Raw genomic sequence first — 15110 nt, 5'->3', positions numbered from 1 at the left:
GGGCCAGCTACCGGAGCACTCCAAGGGGGTCATTTTTGGACGCCTATAGGGGGTTAAGATTGCGTGCCGATTGACACTCCCGAAATTCGGGGCCGCGCCCCGAAAGCCACTGTACGCCGGGCTACGCTCCGCCCGGCAGCTCCGGTGACACGGGGCCAAGTTCCGCTGCGTGTCCCTCCCGGACCCGGATTTCCAGCGCATGCGCCAGGCTCTTGCGGTTGGCGAAATCATCCACCCGGACCGGCGGATGATAGTTCAGCACCACCCTGCCCTGTCGCGGTGCCGCGAGGATCCGCAGCAGGGAGGCACCGAAATCCATATCGCCCCACCATCCATAAAACCGCGGGTGCGCGCCCCGGGGCGGATGATAGACCACGCTCACCGGCTGCACCTGCAACCGGTGATGCAGGCGTTCGGAATAGAAGGCGGCGAAAAGCGTCGTCTTGAACGGCAGCACCCTCAGCCCGTCGGTCGAGGTGCCTTCGGGAAAGAACAACAGTCGGTGTCCGTTCAGCAAACGATCCTCGAAAGCCTGGGCCTGGGCCTGCGCCTCGCGCCGGTCGCGGTTGATGAACAGAGTGCCCGTAGCCCGCGCCAGCCATCCGATTCCGGGCCATCCCGCCACCTCGGCCTTGGAGACGAAATAGATCGTCTTTCGACTGTTCAGCACGAAAATGTCCAGCCACGAGGTATGGTTGGCCACGATGGCACCCGGCCCCTTCATGCGTTGCCCGCGCATTTCGACGGGCAACCCCATGATCACCAGCACAGTGCGGCAGACAAAGCGGGTGATGTGCGGCGTCACGGGTCGCCCGGCCCCGCAAAGCGGCCGTTCCAACAGACGTACCAGCAAGAGCAGCCCCAGGCACCCGAAGATCACCAGCGCCATGAGCGGTGCGCGCCAGGCGATACGCAGCCAGCCCCGCGCACCGATCGGGGGCCAGTCCGGCTCCTCGGCGCCGTTCCAGGTCTGGCTCATGCCCGCCTCATGTGGCGCGTTCCTGGGTATAGAGCGCGCGCTGCCGGTCGGTCATGCGCGCGGTGTCCATCACCAGGCAGACATCCACGGTGTTGAAGGAGTGATCGACAAAGGCGCCGTCCCCCACGCATCCTCCCAACCGCAGGTAGGCCTTGATCAGCGCCGGCACCTGCAACATCGCTTGGCGTCGGTCGATCTGGTCCTCGGGCAACAGGTTCATCGACTGGAATTCACGCGCCCTCGGACGCAGTTCGCGCGGCGCCAGGTGACGATGATGCAAGAGCGAGAGCGGCCCGGCCAGCCTGTCCACATCCGTACCATGGAAACTGGCGACGCCGAAGAGAACCTCTATCCCGTGGTCCAGGACGTAACCCGCCAATCCCTGCCAGAGATGGAACATGGCCGCACCGCCCCGGTAATCGCGATGCAGGCAGGAGCGGCCCAGTTCCATAAGGCGGCGACCACTGTTGCGCAACGCGCCAAGATCATACTCGTCCTCGGAGTAAAACTGGCCCGCCAGGGCAGCCTGATCGTCGCGCAGCAGGCGGTAGACACCGACCACGGCACCGCCCTTGCTGTCATCGCAGACAAGAAGATGATCGAAGAAGAGATCGAACCGGTCGCGTTCCAGCCCTGCATCGTGATCGACCAGCGCGCCGTCGCCCCCCAGTTCCGTCACGAAGACATCGTACCGCAGACGCTGCGCCGCGGCGATATCCTCGGCATCTCTCGCCAGCCGGACCGAGAAGGCCTCTGTCACTGTCATCTCTCCCAAGCGCTGCGGTCGGACCTGTCGGACGGTCATAGGCAAGCGGGCCTGCGAGTGCAACGCTTGCGGTTCCGTCCTAACCTTGGTTAACCCTTCATCAACCTGTGGCCGACTAGGTTAACCATCATGAACGGGGAGTAACGTGACCCGGGCACTGTCCAAGACGACCTTGCCCTCTTCCCGAAAGTTTACGGTGATCCGGCCCCCGATGTTGGACTGCACCTGCCCAGTACCCCAATCGGGCTGTTCGGGATGCCGCACCAGCATTCCTGGTTCGAGTAACGAGTTGAGTTCTTTCATTCCTGTACCCTCCAGATCGGAGATTGCCATGTCCCAGTCCCAAGCTCAGCTCGCCGCCCTCGTCGGTTCGCGGCTGTGCCACGACCTTATCAGTCCTATCGGCGCCATCCAGAACGGGCTGGAGTTGATTGCCCTTGCCGGGCCCACCGATCTGAGCCCCGAAATGGCGCTGATCCAGGACAGTTGCGAAAGCGCCGCCGCGCGCATCCGCTTTTTTCGTGTCGCCTTCGGCCAGGCCGGTGAACAACAGATGATGGGCCGACGAGAGATCGCGTCCACCCTGACGGCCCTGGGCAAGGGTGGCAAGCTGCAGGTGGACTGGACTCCGCAGGAGGACCTGCCCCGGCTTCAGGTGCAGCTGGCCTTCCTCGCCTACCTTTGCTGCGAAAGCGCACTGCCGCATGGCGGCACGCTGCGTGTCGATCGGGATGCGGCGGGTTGGACGCTCCACGCCACGGGACCGCGCATTGCCGCCGACCCGCAGCACTGGAAACACCTCGATGGCAGTGCCCCGTCCGACTGGCCCGGGGCGGACCGCGTGCATTTCGTGCTTTTGCCGATCCAGGCCGAGGCGGCGGGCCAAAGGATCTATGCCACCCCGACCGATGACGCCCTTACGATCAAGATCGCCTGACCGGCCCGGACGGTGCAGGCCTCAGGCCCGCACCGTCCCGTCACCGGTCACCAGGTACTTGAAGCTGGTCAACTGCTCGGCGCCCACCGGGCCCCGGGCGTGCATCTTTCCAGTGGCGATCCCGATTTCCGCCCCCATGCCGAACTCTCCGCCATCGGCGAACTGGGTCGAGGCATTGCGCATCAGGATCGCGGAATCCAGTCGTTCGAAAAAACGCGCCGCCGCTGCGTCATCCTCTGTCAGGATCGCGTCGGTGTGGTTCGAGCCGTACTTGCGGATGTGCCCGATGGCCTCGTCGATGTCGTCGACGACCCGCGCCGCGATGATGCTATCCAGGTATTCCTGGCCCCAGTCCTCGGCTTTGGCGGGCACGGTGCCCGGAATGGTCTGCAACCCGGCATCGGCGCGCACCTCCACACCTGCGTCCAACAGCGCGCGGATCACGCCTTGGCCGACGGTCTCGACCACGTCGCGATGGATCAGCAGGCATTCGGCCGCACCGCAGATACCGGTGCGCCGGGTCTTGGCATTGCGGACCACGGACAACGCCTTGACCGGGTCGGCCTCCTTGTCGATGTAGATATGCACGATGCCCTCGAGGTGGGCAAAGACGGGCACCCGCGCTTCGCGCTGAACGAGGCCGACCAGCCCCTTGCCTCCGCGCGGCACGATCACGTCGATGAAGTCGGTCATCTTCAGCATCTCGCTGACAGCGGCGCGATCGCGGGTCGGCACCAACTGGATAGCGGTTTCCGGCAGGCCGGCGGCGCGCAGCCCCTCGACCAGGCAGGCATGGATCGCGCCGGAGGAATGAAAGCTCTCGGACCCACCGCGCAGGATCACCGCGTTGCCCGCCTTGAGACAGAGCGCACCGGCATCCGCCGTCACGTTGGGGCGGGATTCATAGATCACCCCGACCACGCCAAGCGGCGTGCGCACGCGCTGGATGTGCAGGCCTGTGGGACGGTCCCATTCCTCGATGACCTTGCCCACCGGATCGTCCTGCGCCGCGACCGATCGCAGGCTGTCGCAGATCCCCTGGATGCGCGCCTCGTCCAGCATGAGGCGGTCCATCATGGCCTTGCTCAGGCCCTTTTGCTGACCGAAATCGAGGTCGCGGGCATTGGCCTCGATGACCTGTGTTCGGGCCTCCCACAGCTTGTCCGCCGCGACCTCCAGCGCCTTGCGCTTGGCCTCGGCTGGGGCAAAGGCCAGTTCCGCTGCGGCGGCGCGCGCCTTTTCACCGATGTCCTGCATCAGGGCGGGGATATTCTCGAGATCTTTCATGGGACGAACCCTCTGGCCAGAAGTGACTGCGTCTTTAGTAGTGGGATCGGTGGGACGGGTCAAAGAAAGCCGTCACACCGCCATGTCGTCGCGGTGGATCAGGACGGCGCGGCCTGGATAGCCGAGGATGCGCTCGAAGTCGCGGCTGTGATGCCCGGCGATGGCCGTGGCTTCCGAGGCGGTATAGCGGGTCAGCCCCTGCCCCAGTGTCAAGCCGTTCATCGTCCGGATCGTCACCGGCTCACCGCGCCCGAAATCGCCCTCGACCGCACGCAACCCGGCGGGCAAAAGCGACTTGCCCGAGGCCAGCGCCTGCGCCGCTCCCTCGTCCACCTGCAGCGTGCCTTGCGGTTTCATCGCCGCGATCCAGCGTTTGCGCGCCGCATGCGGGTCGAGATGCGGGGTGAACAGGGTCGATGGTGCGCCATTGGTCAGGCGTTTCAGCGGATGCAGTTCGGCGCCGTGCATGATGATCATGGCACAGCCCGAGGCGGTCGCCGTCTTGGCCGCCATGACCTTGGTCTTCATCCCGCCCTTGGACAGCCCCGAGCCTGCATCACCTGCCATCGCCTCGATCTCGGGCGAGATTTCGTCCACGGTATCAATCCGTTGCGCGCCCGGATCGCTGTTCGGATTGCCGGTATAAAGGCCATCCACGTCCGACAAAAGCACCAAAAGGTCCGCGCCAACAGTCACCGCGACCTGTGCCGCCAGCCGGTCGTTGTCGCCATAGCGGATCTCATCCGTGGCCACGGTGTCGTTCTCGTTCACGATGGGCACGGCGCCGAACCCCAGCAGGGTTTCCAGCGTGGCGCGCGAGTTCAGGTAGCGACGACGGTCGGCGCTGTCTTCCAGCGTCACCAGAACCTGCGCGGTCGTCAGCCCGTGCGGTGCCAGCGCCTCTTGCCAGGCGCGGGCCAGGTGGATCTGACCGACAGCGGCGGCCGCCTGCGATTGTTCTAGGGGCAGGACGGAGGACGGCAGTTGCAGAATGCCGCGGCCAAGCGCAATCGAGCCGGACGAGACCAGCACAACGTCGGCGCCACGCGCTTTCAGGTGCGCGATGTCCTCGGCAATGGCATCCAGCCAGCTGCGGCGCAAATCGCCGCTTGCGCGGTCCACCAGCAGGGCCGAGCCGATCTTTATGACGATCCGGCGCGCCTCTGTCAGGGCTGCCATGTCCCGTCCTCCTCGGGGTCCGCGGGACGGTCCGCCGCGCGGCGGGCCTCCACATGCGGACGCAGCGCGCGCAGCACCTCGGTCACACCCTCGCCGGAAGCCCCGGACATGAGCATGACGTTCTCGGCCCCTGCCGCCTCGAGTTCCTCCTTCAGAAACTCTCGCTCCTCGGCGTCCAGCGCGTCGATCTTGTTCAGAACGGTCACACGGGGCTTTTCGGACAAGCCGGCGCCATAGGCGTCCAGCTCGTTGCAGATGGTATGGTAGTCCTCGATCAGGCTGCCTGATGTACCATCGACCAGATGCAGCAAGACCGCCGACCGTTCGACATGGCCCAGGAAGATGTCCCCCAGCCCCCGCCCCTCGTGCGCGCCCTCGATCAGGCCGGGAATATCGGCCACGACAAACTCGGTGTTGTCGACAGAGACGACACCAAGGTTCGGGTGCAGGGTGGTAAAGGGGTAATCCGCGATCTTTGGCCGGGCGTTCGAGGTCGCGGCCAGGAAGGTGCTCTTGCCGGCATTGGGCAGCCCCAAGAGACCCACGTCCGCAATCAGTTTCAGACGCAGCCACAGCGTCCGTTCGACCCCGTCCTGCCCGGGGTTGGCATTGCGGGGCGCCTGGTTGGTGGCGGTCTTGAAGCGCAGGTTGCCCCAGCCGCCATTGCCGCCCTTGGCAAGCTGCACCCGCTGACCCAGTTCCGTCAGATCGGCAATCACGGTTTCCTCGTCTTCCTCGAGGATCTCGGTGCCCACGGGCACGCGCAGGACGATGTCGCTGCCGTCGGCGCCGGTGCGGTTCTGCCCCTTGCCCGCCTGCCCGTTCTGGGCAAACCAGTGCTGCTGATAGCGGAAATCGATGAGCGTGTTCAGCCCGTCCACCGCCTCGGCCCAGACAGTGCCGCCGCGGCCTCCATCGCCCCCGTCCGGCCCGCCGTATTCGATGAACTTTTCGCGGCGGAAACTGACACAGCCGTTCCCGCCGGAACCGGAACGGATGTAGACCTTGCAGAGATCGAGGAATTTCATGATTGGGGCTTTCGGCGAGAGACAGGCGGCGGTTTACCGGGGTTTCCCCCGGCGCTCAAGCGGGCCTTGCGCGACGCCTCAGGCCAGCTTGCAGATATATGTCCAGGTTGGGACCTTGGCCTGGCGGGCCACGGAATAGGCCTCGGCATCGCCGATGTATTCGAACCCGCAGTTCACCAGCACCCGCGCCGAGGCGGCGTTGTCCTGGAAGACGCTGGCGAACATCGTGGCATTTCCCATCGGGTTGGCCTCGACCAGCGCGCGTACGGCTTCGGACGCCAGCCCGGTATTCCAGAAGGCCGGCGCCACCCAGTACCCGACCTCGGACTGGTTGCGGTCCATCCGCTCCAGCGCGATCACGCCCATCAGCTCGGAGCCGCCAACCTTGGTGGCATCCATCGCCCAGACGTCTTCGTGCCGGTCAGGCGCTGTGACGCGCGCGACAAAGGCCTCTGCCGCGCCCGGCGGCAGCGGGTGCGGAATGGATGTCGTCATCCGGGCCACGCGTTCGTCGCCGGTGTAAAGCTCCATCAGTCCAATGTCGGACCGGCGCACGGGGCGCAGATCGAACCGCTCGGTCTTGACGACCGGCTGATCCTGGGTTGCATCAAGGCCCATGTGCACTCTCCTCTCGTGCATCGGACGAGATCGGCTCTGCCTGTTCTGTGACAGGTCATTTTGTCATTGGCATGACCGACCGGGGGCCCGTGACCGGGCCAGAAAAGCAGCACCAGGAAACAGCGAAGGGGACCGGCGGTGCCGCCGATCCCCTGTCCGTTTCCGTGACACTGATCTCGGCGTTATTCCGCGGCTTCCGCCACCGGCAGGACCGAAATGAACGTGCGACCCTTGAGGCCCTTGCGGAAGGTCACGGCGCCCTCGGCAGTTGCAAAGATGGTGTGATCCTTGCCCATGCCAACGCCTTCACCCGGCCAGAACTTGGTACCGCGCTGACGCACGATGATGTTGCCGGGGATCGCGGCCTGCCCGCCGTACAGCTTGACGCCAAGACGGCGTCCGGCTGAGTCGCGACCGTTGCGGGAGGAACCGCCTGCTTTTTTATGTGCCATTCGTTTCTCTCCTTAACTGTCTCAGGCCAGAGTCTTGGCCTGTTCGACCCACTCGGGCTTGACCTTGGCGGCCTCGAAGGTTTCGGGGTCCACGGTCGCCAGCTGGGCAAAAGTGGTGATACCAGCCTCGGCCAGCTTCTTGGCGGCGGCGGGGCCAACACCAGTAATCTGGGTCAGGTCGTCGCCGGATTCAACCGCTGCGGGGGCTGCTGCCTTGGCGGCGGCGGCCGGTGCGGCTGCCTTCGGGGCCGAACCTGCGCCCTGGGCGGCCTTGACGCCGGTCGCATCTGCGCCTTCGGCGAGAATCTCGGTCACGCGAACCAGCGTAAGTTGCTGGCGGTGGCCCTTGGTGCGCTGCGAGCTGTGCTTGCGGCGGCGCTTGACGAAATGGATCAGCTTGTCACCCTTGACCTGGTCGATGACCTCGGCCTGCACGGCGGCGCCGGCCACGAAGGGCGCGCCGACGACGGTGGTGTCGCCGCCCAGCATCAGAACGTCGTTGAACTGTACGGTTTCACCCGCGTCTGCGGCCAGCTTTTCCACCCGGAGCGTATCGCCCGACTGTACCTTGTACTGTTTGCCGCCGGTTTTCATCACCGCGAACATGGTGCGTCATTCCTTTTCTGCCGCGTTCTGTGGCCCCGTCATCCGGAGTTTACAGGGTCCCTGCCCCGCCTCGAACAGCGCGTCCATTCGGACGATCGTTGAACAAAAACAAAAGGCGGGGCCAAAAGCCCCGTCTAGTCGTGCGCGGCTTATGATCCGCAAAGCCCGTGGTTGTCAAGCCATTGTTGCAAGGGCTGGCCTCAGAGTTCCTGCTGCTGCATCTGCCGCGAGGCCGCCAGCCCGAGGGCATAGGAAATCTCGTCGTACATGGCGTTGAACCCGGCAAACAGCGCCCGGTTCAATGCCCGACCCTGGGTGGTTTCGGACAGGGCGATATAGGCTTCCAGTTCCTCGTCCTCCAGCGGTTCGTAGGCGAGGAGGAGGTAGGCGAAAAGCCATTCGCGGGTGTCCTCGCGCGTGTCCTCCTCCTGGCTCCAGACATCGGAGAGGATATCGCCCTCGGCCATCTGCAAGCCGCCCCCGTCGACCAGGCCGGAGTAGAAGCGGAACGACGCATTCAACGCACCGGTCACGTTGGTTTCGAGAAGGTCGTTTACATCGACGAAGCGGCGCAGTTGATCCAGGCGCGGATCCTCGCTGCCCTTGATGTCCAGATAGGCCTGCCGCGCGGCCTGTTCGACCTCGTCATCGATCATGGCGCGCCGCGCTTCGAGTTCCAGGGTGATGATCTTCTGCCCGAGGTCGGACGAGAAAAAGGCAATCAGAGGCGCCGGGTCGCTGTCCTCGATGGCCTCCGCAAAGCCCTGGCGAACGATGGCGCGCATCTTGTCCGGGTCATAGATCTTGTCCAGCAACTCTTGCCAGGCAGGATTGCTGCCGCCCGGGATCATTTCGTCGGCCAGTTCGGCGCCGTAGGCCATGCCCTCGACGCGCATCACCTCGATCATGGAATCGATCTGCAGCGCCTCGGCCAACTCGTCTATGGGCTCGGCCCGCAGCGGCAACGCAAGACAAAGGCAGGCAAGCCATGCCAACAGCGCCGGAATCAGGTGCCGGGCCGTCAGGGCCTTGGGTGTCGGGGCGTTTTTGATCATTTTGTCCTCGCGCGGATCTGGGCCCTGTTAGTGGTAGAGCAGAGCCGCGCCTACAACAACTGTCACGGAGTGTGCAGGCGGGTGGACGCCGTCACGATCACGACAACTGCGGGCTCTTTCACCGGCATGCGAAAAACTTGTGATTTGCCGGTTGCACCCCGCTGGGGAATTGTCTAAACGCCCCTCTACCCAGACCCCCGCGGAGAGGTGCCGGAGTGGTCGAACGGGGCGGTCTCGAAAACCGTTGTCCCTTCACGGGGACCCAGGGTTCGAATCCCTGTCTCTCCGCCACACATGCTTGAATTTAAAAAGAAAAAGCCGCCCACGGCGGTCACACATGCCAACGCGCCCGTCATCCCATTTGCGCTTGAACGCGAAGTGTTGCGACACGGGGGGATAACCGCCAACCCCCACACCCCGCGCAACGCATTTGAGACGATCCGCCACCGGAAACCATCATGAGGCGCTCAATGCGACCTCGCAGAGAACCATGGCCCCGGACGGACAAACCGCTCACCCGCTTGACAAAGCCGCAATCAGAGCACGCTCTACAACCGATGAAAGCGCGGGAGAGAGATAGGCATCTTCGCGCGAATTCTCCCTGTGCTGGCCGACAGCCAAGTTTCTTTGTCAGTAAAAGCGAGCGGGCTCTCATGCGCCCACCCGCTTGTTTGCTGTTTTCAGTCTGCGCGATGCCAGTCCGCAATGTTCCAGATCTGGCTGTCCCAGCTGTTCATCCGCACACCCTCCAGCGATTTCGCCTTGCCGGATAGGATCCGGCGATGGACCAAGGGAATGATCGAGTAGGAACCGACGAGCAGGTCGTTCATTTCGCGTGCAATGCGCCCGCGCTCCTCCAATGTGGCTGCAGTCCGGAATTCCGCGATCAACGCTTGGTAGGGTTCCGAACAGAAACGCTGGATGTTGTTGCCCTGCCACTGGGTCGTCGGGCCCGGAATGTCGTTGCAACTCCAATTCGCCAGAAAGCTCTCGGGGTCTTGGCCCTTGGAGTTGTCCGTGTACATTTGCACGTCGGCATAGAACTTCTGCCGGGTATCAGGCGAACCGGGATCGCCTCCGAAGAAGACCGAGGCGTTGATGTTGCGAAGTTCCGTCTCGACGCCGATTTCACCCCACCATTGCTTGATAAGCGCCTGGGTGTCCTGGCGGACGCCATTCGTCGAGGTCTGGTAAAGGATGGACAGTTTCACGCCGTCCTTGTCCCGGATACCGTCGCCATCGCTGTCGATCCAGCCGGCCTCGTCCAGCAGAGCGGCGGCCTCTTCGAGGTCCTGGGTTTCGCAGCCATCAAACGTCGACGATTTGTAGAGCGCGGGGGCAGGCACGACAGCGCAGCCGGGCCGACCGGCTTCACCGTACAGAAGTTCGGCGATCAGGGATCGGTCGATGGCCAGCGACAACGCCTTCCCGACCCGGGGATCCGTCAGGAAAGGATGCGCCCCGCCGTCAACGGTGGATCGCTGTTCGCCAAGGTCGGGATCGGGATCCGTCTGGTTGAGGAAGAGAAACTCAACGGCCGAACCGTTGCCTGCAATGACCTCACCCGGTCCGCCTTTCATCTGGTCCAGCACGTCCGGCGGCAGTTGCAAGTTCCAGGCGTAGTCCACCTCGCCGGTTTGCAGCACTGCCCGCGCCGAAGACGCCGGATCGCCGCCGCCCTTGATCGTCACAGTGCCGAAGGCCGGCTTGTCAGGATGACGGAAATTGGGATTGGCCGAGTAGGAGATGACGTCATTGGCCTGAAAGTCATCGACCACATAGGGGCCCGTCCCGATGGGGAAGGTGTTTTCGCGGGTGCACTGGGCCACGCGCGCACCTGTGCATTCGGCGAATTGCGCCTTTTGCAGGATCGGGGCTTCCGAACTGACAAAGGCCGTGTAGGGATAAGGTTTCGGCTCAGTAAAGCTGATCTTGACCTTTCGATCATCCAACGCGACGACGTCGGCGACATTGTCGAACATCGACAGGGCCGCGCATCCGCTGGCCTCGTCGGTACAGTACTTCCAGGTAAAGATAACGTCTTCGGGTGTAACCGCTGTGCCATCCGACCACTTGAGGTCTTCTTTCAGGGTCCATGTAATGCTTGTCAGGTCCGCACTCACGTCACCGTTCTCGACGGTCGGTATCCTGGCGGCGAGGATCGGGACAAGGGCCCCGTTTTCGTCGAACCGAGCAAGCGGTTCCAGAACGAGCGAGGCCGCCTCCACCTCTTTTGCGATCCCGGACAGGTAGGGATTCATGGTTGAGGCTGCTTGCCAGTAAAGGATCCGGAGATGCCCGTCACTGCCGCGTTCGGCGCCGACAGAGACCGGCGCGAGGGCCAAAGCCGCTCCGGCCAGTATTGTGAAAGTTTTCATGATCCTAGTCTCCTGTTGGGGGTCTCTTGTTCGTTTGCGCCCACCGCTTGCAGTTGCTGCGGGTCTTTGTCGACTTGTATTAAATGTTGCAAACGACCCTTTTGCTAGTCAAGATGTAACAAACAATCCAGATTCCGCCGAGTATGATGTCGTCTTCACCAGATCTCGCCACACGGCTGCGCGAGACCGCGGTTTCGACCGCCGAGCGCAAAGTGGCCGCCGCCCTTGCCGAGAATTTTCCATCGAGCGCAGTGGGGACCGTAGAGACCCTTGCCACCCGCGCGGGCGTCAGCGGTCCTACGGTCTTGCGATACCTTGCCAAGCTGGGTTTCCCGCGGTTTGCTACATTCCAGGCTGCGGTCTTGGAAGAAATCGAACGGCAACTTGGGTCGCCGCTGCAGCAACTGAACGAAGAGGCCCGCCGCGAAACGGAAGATGGGCACATCTACCGCAACACCCTCTTGATGCAATCAGAGGCACTCAGGAAAGCCGCCAACCAAGTTGTCCCGGCTGAATTCGACTCGATTGTCGAACTTCTGGCCAATCCGAAGTTGCGCATTAAGGCGCTTGGCGGCCGCTACAGCCGGAACTTGGCGGAACGGCTGGTCATGCAGATGAGCCAGGTGCGTGAAGGCGTTGTCCTGCTTCGGCAGGAGGTTGGCTTTGCCTATGACGCCTTGGCAGATATTGGCCCGCGCGACCTTCTGATCATTTTCGACTATCGGCGCTATCAAAACGAATTGCTGCATTTTGCCAGAGGCGCCTCGGATGCTGGGGCTCGTATCGTGTTGATGACCGATCCCTGGCGTTCGCCGATTGCGCAATATGCACAGGCGGTTTTGACCGCTCCCGATGACACATTGTCCCCTTTTGGCTCCCGCGTCGTTCCGACCGCTCAGGTAGAAGCCCTCGTTGCGGCCGTGGTCGAACGTGACCGTGACGCCGCCCGCGCGCGACTGTCCCGCATGGAGGCGCTTCGTGCCCGGCCGGGAACAGATGACACAGAGGTTGCCAATGATTGAGCATCCTATCGTTTTGAACCCGGAAGGCCGTTTCCCGGGATTGATCGTGGTTGACCATGCCGGCACGGATCTGCCGGAACGGTTCGGCAACCTCGGTCTTGATCCGCACTGGCAGAGAACGCATCATTTCTGCGATCTGTGGATCGACGATGTTGCGCGCCGCCTCGCAGAGGTTCTCGACGCGCCGGTCATCCTGGGCACAGTCAGCCGGCTGGTGATCGATCTGAACCGCTGGCTGGAAGATCCTCGGTCGATTCCGATGCAGATCGAGGGCATTCCTGTAACCGGCAACATCGCCATGAGCGAGGCCGAACGGCAGGCCCGTCACGACGCGATCTTCTGGCCGTATCACCGGCGACTGACCGATCTGTGGACAGGAATTGCCGACCGGCATTCAGATCCGGTCTTTCTTGCGCTGCACAGTTGCACTCGCGTCTTCGACGGCCAGCATCGCCCCTGGGACTGCGGGACGATCTGGAACGACTCCCCACGGTTCTCGAACGCCCTGTTACGCCAATTGGGGCGCGATAGCGATCTGAACCTTGGAGACAACCAGCCGTATTCCGGGCGCAATGGCGTCTACACCATCGACCGGCATACACATGGCACGGGTCACTTGGCTTGCGGCCTGGAAATCTCCAATGACCTTTTGGAAAGCTCTGCAGACCGAGCGGCCTGGTCCGGTCGGCTTGGTTCTACGTTGACGGCGTTGGTGAGCGAAGGAATGGCCTCATGACCCTAATCAAGGCTCCGCATTATGCCGAAACTGCACCGCCCGCGCCTCCGACAGCCCCGCTGACCGAGCATATCCAGGTGGATGTCGCCATCGTGGGTGGCGGGTTCAGCGGAACGATCTCGGCTCTGGAACTTTGCCGAAAGGGACTGTCAGTAGCTCTGATCGAGGCGGGCGAGATCGGCAGCGGTGGCTCTGGTCGCAACCATGGTCAATGCATCCCTGTCTTCGGATACCTTGACGCCGAGACCTTGCCCCAGGCGGGCTTCGCGCTCTTGCGCGACTCAGCACAGATCGTATTCGACCAGATCACCGATCTGGGCATAGAATGCGACGCGGTTCAGGGCGGCTGGCTGAATGCCGCCCACAGTTCTGCGGGCCTCGAACGTGCGAAGGCGGCCCATGCAAAATATGCCGCATTGGGAAAAGCCGGACCGTTTCTGGGCCCCGATGAGGTCGCCCGGCTGAGCGGCGCGCCCGGGTATCTTGGCGGCTGGGTCCACAAAGACGGCGGGCACCTCAATCCCCTGGCCTATGCGCGCGGCCTTGCACGGGCTGCACAAAAGGCAGGCTGTGCGATTCATACCGGCACACCGATGACAGGGCTGCGAAAGGCCCGCTCGGGGAAGTGGATCGTGGAGACGCCTGAAGGCGAGATTTCCGCCCGTAAGGTCGGCTTGACGACCAATGCCTACGGGACGGACGCGGTCCCCGCCCGGATGCGGCACAGCCTGGTGCCACTGACCTCCTATGCTGTGGTCAGCGCACCGCTTGGGGCGGATCAGAAAGACGCCGTGCTCCCTTCCGGCGTCACTTTCAGCGACACACGGCGCGACCCGATGTTCTTTCGCGTCGATACCTCTGGTCGCATCGTCACTGGGGGTCTTGTCGAACTGCGTCGGGGCCGCAAGAGCGGACCGACGGTCGAACAGGCCACGCGCAGGCTGGCTCGGCGCTATCCCGTTTTGGAAGGCTTGCAATGGGAGTACCACTGGACCGGACAGGTTGGCGTCTCTGCAAAACAGCGCCCGGCAATCTTCGAACTGGATGACGGACTCTGGGGCCTTCTGGGCTACTGCGGGCGGGGTGTTCCGACCACCGCGGCGCTTGGGCGTGCCTTTGCCGAGACCTTGTGCGATCCGAAGGCAGGGGCCGCGCTCTGGCCACAGGACCCGCCTGCACGGATACCCCTAGCCAGGGTCATAGGTACGGCCGTCCAAAACCTGCGCGGTCCTACGAACAAGGCGAGAGATTGTTTCGATTTATAGTTGTTTTTGAGGTGTTTCGTTCACAACTCCAGAAAATGTCACATGAGGATGGCACGTTCGCACTTCCAAAAGCCGCGGCGGCCGCAGCTGGTCGGCGATCCCGGTAGCATCGTAGATCCTATGCAGATTTCGAGTTTCCGCAGCAGGCTCCTGACGGTGGATAAAAGCCAGCCCCCTGCCCTTGACGTACGTTTACTACTGCCTCGGGCATTGAATTGCTCCGCAATGGTCCGGCGAGAAGTGCGCCCTTCGGAACGGATTGAGGCGGTGACCGGGGCAAGATCCAGGGCAAGCCCAAAATCAACCCGCTGTCGCCGCGACGGTTGAACGGGCGTTCACCTCAGCCAAGCACATGGCGAGGTTAAAGAAAGCGGCAACGCTGACCACGCCTCGCCACAGCTTCGCGACCCATCTGCTGGAGGCGAACACGGAGGTGCGGGTGGTCCAGGTGCAACTCGGCCACGCCAAGCTGACGAACCACTGCGCGATATGCCCATGTGGCCACCATCACACCGCCTATGACTCTTGCAAGATACCACTGCCCGTAAGGTGTATTGCGAAGCTATGTTCCGAAAGGGAGGCATTGCCCGAAGTGTCAGGGACCGGCGGTGCGCGACTGGATGGCGGCGCGCGCGGACGAACTGCTGCCGGTCGAGTGTTTCCACCTGGTCTTCACGTTGCCAGCCGAGGTCGCGCAAGTCGCCTGTTTGATCGAGCGGCAGCCTTACTACGGTTTCGAAGAAGCTACGCTGGCCCGGAGATCACCGCCGGTTGCTGCCTTTACGGAATGACGGTCGAAAAT

The 15110-nt window shown here is 63.2% G+C and carries 15 protein-coding genes, 1 tRNA gene and 2 pseudogenes; 7 read left to right on the top strand and 11 right to left on the bottom strand.

Annotated elements, in window-relative coordinates; all coding sequences use genetic code 11:
* Positions 1–121: 121 nt before the first annotated feature.
* The 3 genes from olsA to RBB42_RS01135 all read right to left on the bottom strand — a co-directional run bounded on the left by olsA (position 122) and on the right by RBB42_RS01135 (position 2048).
* Positions 122–979: a lyso-ornithine lipid O-acyltransferase gene (olsA, locus tag RBB42_RS01145; RefSeq protein WP_305971822.1), complete on the bottom strand. Its 858-nt coding sequence runs from the start codon at positions 977–979 to the stop codon at positions 122–124.
* Between the two features lie 7 nt (positions 980–986).
* Positions 987–1745, bottom strand: a complete 759-nt coding sequence (gene olsB / locus RBB42_RS01140) for an L-ornithine N(alpha)-acyltransferase (RefSeq protein WP_305971823.1) — start codon at positions 1743–1745, stop codon at positions 987–989.
* Positions 1746–1865: 120 nt separating this feature from the next.
* Entirely contained in the window at positions 1866–2048 is a 183-nt protein-coding gene (locus RBB42_RS01135; protein ID WP_305971821.1) for a DUF3553 domain-containing protein, read from the bottom strand.
* 28 nt (positions 2049–2076) lie between these two features.
* Between RBB42_RS01135 and RBB42_RS01130 the strand changes: the two genes are divergently transcribed.
* A complete protein-coding gene (locus RBB42_RS01130; protein WP_305971820.1) occupies positions 2077–2682 on the top strand; it encodes a histidine phosphotransferase family protein in 606 nt (201 codons plus the stop codon).
* Between the two features lie 21 nt (positions 2683–2703).
* Here RBB42_RS01130 and RBB42_RS01125 read toward each other — a convergent pair whose 3' ends face one another.
* From RBB42_RS01125 to RBB42_RS01095, 7 genes are all read right to left on the bottom strand, one after another.
* Positions 2704–3969: a glutamate-5-semialdehyde dehydrogenase gene (locus RBB42_RS01125; protein WP_305971819.1), complete on the bottom strand. Its 1266-nt coding sequence runs from the start codon at positions 3967–3969 to the stop codon at positions 2704–2706.
* A 72-nt stretch (positions 3970–4041) separates the two neighbouring features.
* Positions 4042–5148 (bottom strand): glutamate 5-kinase, encoded by a 1107-nt coding sequence (gene proB, locus RBB42_RS01120; RefSeq protein WP_305971818.1) that lies wholly within the window; start codon positions 5146–5148, stop codon positions 4042–4044.
* Entirely contained in the window at positions 5136–6176 is a 1041-nt protein-coding gene (gene obgE / locus RBB42_RS01115; protein ID WP_305971817.1) for a GTPase ObgE, read from the bottom strand. The genes proB and obgE overlap by 13 nt, the downstream gene beginning before the upstream one ends.
* A gap of 78 nt (positions 6177–6254) precedes the next feature.
* A complete protein-coding gene (locus RBB42_RS01110) occupies positions 6255–6794 on the bottom strand; it encodes a GNAT family N-acetyltransferase (RefSeq protein WP_305971816.1) in 540 nt (179 codons plus the stop codon).
* Between the two features lie 182 nt (positions 6795–6976).
* Positions 6977–7246, bottom strand: coding sequence for a 50S ribosomal protein L27 (rpmA, locus tag RBB42_RS01105; protein ID WP_043138588.1), 270 nt, complete (start codon positions 7244–7246; stop codon positions 6977–6979).
* 21 nt (positions 7247–7267) lie between these two features.
* A complete protein-coding gene (locus tag RBB42_RS01100) occupies positions 7268–7852 on the bottom strand; it encodes a 50S ribosomal protein L21 (protein ID WP_305971815.1) in 585 nt (194 codons plus the stop codon).
* A 200-nt stretch (positions 7853–8052) separates the two neighbouring features.
* Positions 8053–8907 (bottom strand): DUF2059 domain-containing protein, encoded by an 855-nt coding sequence (locus tag RBB42_RS01095; protein WP_305971814.1) that lies wholly within the window; start codon positions 8905–8907, stop codon positions 8053–8055.
* Between the two features lie 201 nt (positions 8908–9108).
* Here RBB42_RS01095 and RBB42_RS01090 point away from each other — a divergent pair.
* Positions 9109–9198 (top strand) — tRNA-Ser (locus RBB42_RS01090).
* A gap of 389 nt (positions 9199–9587) precedes the next feature.
* On the opposite strand, the gene RBB42_RS01085 is transcribed toward RBB42_RS01090, so the two are convergent.
* Positions 9588–11285 carry a peptide ABC transporter substrate-binding protein gene (locus RBB42_RS01085; protein WP_306043586.1) on the bottom strand — a complete coding sequence of 566 codons (1698 nt, stop codon included), beginning with the start codon at positions 11283–11285 and terminating at the stop codon, positions 9588–9590.
* A 143-nt stretch (positions 11286–11428) separates the two neighbouring features.
* Here RBB42_RS01085 and RBB42_RS01080 point away from each other — a divergent pair, with 143 nt between their 5' ends.
* The 5 genes and pseudogenes from RBB42_RS01080 to RBB42_RS28220 all read left to right on the top strand — a co-directional run.
* Positions 11429–12307: a MurR/RpiR family transcriptional regulator gene (locus RBB42_RS01080; protein ID WP_305971812.1), complete on the top strand. Its 879-nt coding sequence runs from the start codon at positions 11429–11431 to the stop codon at positions 12305–12307.
* Positions 12300–13043: an N-formylglutamate amidohydrolase gene (locus RBB42_RS01075; protein WP_305971811.1), complete on the top strand. Its 744-nt coding sequence runs from the start codon at positions 12300–12302 to the stop codon at positions 13041–13043. Before RBB42_RS01080 ends, RBB42_RS01075 begins: the two co-directional genes overlap by 8 nt.
* Positions 13040–14308 carry an NAD(P)/FAD-dependent oxidoreductase gene (locus tag RBB42_RS01070; RefSeq protein WP_305971810.1) on the top strand — a complete coding sequence of 423 codons (1269 nt, stop codon included), beginning with the start codon at positions 13040–13042 and terminating at the stop codon, positions 14306–14308. The genes RBB42_RS01075 and RBB42_RS01070 overlap by 4 nt, the downstream gene beginning before the upstream one ends.
* Before the next feature lie 352 nt (positions 14309–14660).
* Positions 14661–14720 (top strand): annotated as a pseudogene (locus tag RBB42_RS28225) (hypothetical protein); the annotation flags it as partial.
* A gap of 57 nt (positions 14721–14777) precedes the next feature.
* Positions 14778–15012, top strand: a pseudogene (locus tag RBB42_RS28220) (transposase zinc-binding domain-containing protein); the annotation flags it as partial.
* Positions 15013–15110: the final 98 nt, after the last annotated feature.

This window comes from Mameliella sp. MMSF_3455 (assembly GCF_030733205.1).
In the GTDB taxonomy this organism is placed as follows: Bacteria; Pseudomonadota; Alphaproteobacteria; order Rhodobacterales; family Rhodobacteraceae; genus Antarctobacter.
Note: the sequence above shows the minus strand (reverse complement) of the source record. Positions and strands in the feature narration are given on the sequence as shown.

Excerpts from the sequence above, each read along its gene's own strand:
- olsA (WP_305971822.1), bottom strand. The coding sequence starts at position 979 with ATGAGCCAGACCTGGAACGGCGCCGAGGAGCCGGACTGGCCCCCGATC.
- olsB (WP_305971823.1), bottom strand. The coding sequence starts at position 1,745 with ATGACAGTGACAGAGGCCTTCTCGGTCCGGCTGGCGAGAGATGCCGAG.
- RBB42_RS01095 (WP_305971814.1), bottom strand. The coding sequence starts at position 8,907 with ATGATCAAAAACGCCCCGACACCCAAGGCCCTGACGGCCCGGCACCTG.
- proB (WP_305971818.1), bottom strand. The coding sequence starts at position 5,148 with ATGGCAGCCCTGACAGAGGCGCGCCGGATCGTCATAAAGATCGGCTCG.
- RBB42_RS01110 (WP_305971816.1), bottom strand. The coding sequence starts at position 6,794 with ATGGGCCTTGATGCAACCCAGGATCAGCCGGTCGTCAAGACCGAGCGG.
- RBB42_RS01100 (WP_305971815.1), bottom strand. The coding sequence starts at position 7,852 with ATGTTCGCGGTGATGAAAACCGGCGGCAAACAGTACAAGGTACAGTCG.
- RBB42_RS01075 (WP_305971811.1), top strand. The coding sequence starts at position 12,300 with ATGATTGAGCATCCTATCGTTTTGAACCCGGAAGGCCGTTTCCCGGGA.
- RBB42_RS01080 (WP_305971812.1), top strand. The coding sequence starts at position 11,429 with ATGATGTCGTCTTCACCAGATCTCGCCACACGGCTGCGCGAGACCGCG.
- rpmA (WP_043138588.1), bottom strand. The coding sequence starts at position 7,246 with ATGGCACATAAAAAAGCAGGCGGTTCCTCCCGCAACGGTCGCGACTCA.
- RBB42_RS01125 (WP_305971819.1), bottom strand. The coding sequence starts at position 3,969 with ATGAAAGATCTCGAGAATATCCCCGCCCTGATGCAGGACATCGGTGAA.
- RBB42_RS01085 (WP_306043586.1), bottom strand. The coding sequence starts at position 11,285 with ATGAAAACTTTCACAATACTGGCCGGAGCGGCTTTGGCCCTCGCGCCG.
- obgE (WP_305971817.1), bottom strand. The coding sequence starts at position 6,176 with ATGAAATTCCTCGATCTCTGCAAGGTCTACATCCGTTCCGGTTCCGGC.
- RBB42_RS01130 (WP_305971820.1), top strand. The coding sequence starts at position 2,077 with ATGTCCCAGTCCCAAGCTCAGCTCGCCGCCCTCGTCGGTTCGCGGCTG.
- RBB42_RS01135 (WP_305971821.1), bottom strand. The coding sequence starts at position 2,048 with ATGAAAGAACTCAACTCGTTACTCGAACCAGGAATGCTGGTGCGGCAT.
- RBB42_RS01070 (WP_305971810.1), top strand. The coding sequence starts at position 13,040 with ATGACCCTAATCAAGGCTCCGCATTATGCCGAAACTGCACCGCCCGCG.